We start from the raw sequence: 2344 nt of genomic DNA on the forward strand, positions 1-2344 counted from the left end.
TGTAACCGAGCACATTAATTCAGAAACCAGTTTTCACAATAATCCAGAATTCATTCTGAAATAATGTACCATTTTTATCACTATATTTCGGTCTGTGCCCAAAGTTATTCAGATTTTTTCGGTATCTGAAGATGGAAAAAAGCCCCTTAAAACGGGGCGTCTACTGGTATATAATCTGGTGAGTTTATTCGAATCTTGTATACTTCATATGGATGTAAGATAAATTTTGTATCTTGGCTAAGTGTTATAAACCAATCATGAGCCTTTTCGAGATAGGCATGGTAATATTTGTTTTGAATCCTTACTTCAAAATGATCTCCTTGATTAATATAAAAAGACCTTTGTCCAATCCACACACGCCACTCATGCTCTTCATAACTGTATATTAAAAGGCCTCGCTTCATACGCCTGCTCCTTCCTCAATCGCTAATCGAACCACTTCGTCGTCAATCGGATTTTTCTTGAGTTGAGATCCGTATAATAAACTGTTGATGGTTAATTGATTGATTACCCGTGGCCACCCTTGTGAACGCAAGGCGATCGCTTCGATTGCGGCCTCCGTAAAGATCGGTATTTTCGCTCCAGCTATTGTTAAATGATGATCAATATATGAACGAATTTCCTCCTTCGATAAAGCTTGTAGTTCATATTTCATAATCAAACGTTGTGATAAGGGGCGGTGATGATTTAAAGATAATTTCATTTTTAGGTGTGGTAACCCTGCTAATATCAAGATAAATGGATTCACCGAATCCATTTGAAAATTAAATAAAATCGCTAAATCCTGTAGAAATGCGTCTTTTGCTAAATGCATTTCATCCAGAATAAAGACAGGGGTCATCTTCCGTTCACGATTCATGCGCCCAATTCCTTGCTGAATTTGGCGAAATACATCCACCTTCCGAAATTTCGGTTCTTCTCCCAGTCCATAAGCGATCCCTCGATAGAAGTCCATGACCCCACCCGTTGAAAGAGGAAAATAGACGACATGATACAGGGAAGGATTTAGAGACTCTTTAAATGAACGTAACGCAAAGGTTTTCCCTGCACCAGGTTCACCAGTGAGGAGGCCCATTCCTTTGGATGTTTTTAAATAATGGAGCCCTTCGAGAGCCCCTTGATAATGGGTTGAACGATACGCATCAGAAGGACGCAAATCCTTTGGAAACGGAGAATTCGAAAGCGAATAAAACGTTTTATACATGCTCTTGTCCCCCTTTTTGATTCGATTGAGAGAGAACAAAAGGAGAGCGAACTCGCTTGGCGATGGCGTTATCGTTCAGACAAACTGGGGTAGCTTTCGCCACTTTCTGATCGTTCTCAAAGAGATACACCTCGGATTCATCGAATCGAATATCGACTGTTTGTCCGATGAATCGGGCAGGGACTTCATAAAGTTGTTTATTGAGCGTAATCGTCCCATCGGCTCTTACTTTTCTCTGTTCTCGCCTTAAAAAGATCGTGTCTAATATCGAGGTGTCCTCTAAAAAGGCAACGTCCTTTAATTGGGATTGAAACACTTCAATCGGACTTTTCCCATCTAATGAGGCATGCGATTTTCGGTGATAATCTTCTTCTAGCCAACGCCAAAACCGTTGATTTAGTTCCTCTAATGATTGGGCAGGTGTTGTTTGTAATAACGGATAAAATCGTGTTTGGACTGTTTTAAAAAAACGTTCTATTTTGCCTTTACTTTGAGGGTCATACGGTTGTGTATGAGTGAGTGTAATCCCTAATCGAGCACAAGCATATTGAAGGGTCTCTGACCGATAGATTTTTCCGTTATCCGCATAAATCATTTGGGGCTTTCCTCTTCGTTTCAATGCTTCCTTTGTCACGATTCGTAATCCGTCGAACTTTTCGGATGAGAAAAATTGAGCGTAGGGAACAAGACGTGAACAGTCATCAATATAAGCGATGAGATATGTTCTTTTCTTTTGGATATAAGGTCCTTGCGATCCATCTCCCTGCCACAATACGTTTATCTTCTCATGGGCAAACCGTTTTCGCTCAGGGGTAGGCACCATCTTTTTTCCGACAAGGTTGTATTTTTTGAGTAAACGGTTTATAGTGGAATAGGATATTTGTTTTTTTGTAATCTCTCCGAGTTCGATTAGGTGTTCGTAGAACACACTAACTGGCATATGGAGAGATTTTTTTCTTATCTCGAGAATGTGATCTAGATCTTCTGATGATAACCTACGAGAATTCCCACAATCGGATCGTTTCTTTGGCTTCAGCCCTTCAAAACCACGCTTCTTATATTGAAGCATCCAATCTCGAATCGTTTTTTCGGCAATTTTTCGCTCCCCATAATACGGAACGGCATGTATTTTTCCTTCTA

The 2344-nt window shown here is 40.1% G+C and carries 3 protein-coding genes; all 3 read right to left on the reverse strand.

Translation table 11 applies throughout. From position 1 onward, the window contains the following. Positions 1–146: 146 nt before the first annotated feature. Positions 147–404, reverse strand: coding sequence for a DUF5348 domain-containing protein (locus MLD65_RS17850; protein ID WP_243293168.1), 258 nt, complete (start codon positions 402–404; stop codon positions 147–149). Then, positions 401–1204, reverse strand: a complete 804-nt coding sequence (locus MLD65_RS17855; RefSeq protein ID WP_243293169.1) for an ExeA family protein — start codon at positions 1202–1204, stop codon at positions 401–403. The genes MLD65_RS17850 and MLD65_RS17855 overlap by 4 nt, the downstream gene beginning before the upstream one ends. Further along, a partial coding sequence (locus MLD65_RS17860) for an IS481 family transposase (RefSeq protein ID WP_243293170.1) occupies positions 1197–2344 on the reverse strand: 1148 nt, incomplete at its 5' end. The genes MLD65_RS17855 and MLD65_RS17860, both read right to left, overlap by 8 nt.

It is taken from the genome of Bacillus sp. FJAT-47783, from assembly GCF_022808615.1.
Taxonomy (GTDB): domain Bacteria; phylum Bacillota; class Bacilli; order Bacillales; family Aeribacillaceae; genus Bacillus_BZ.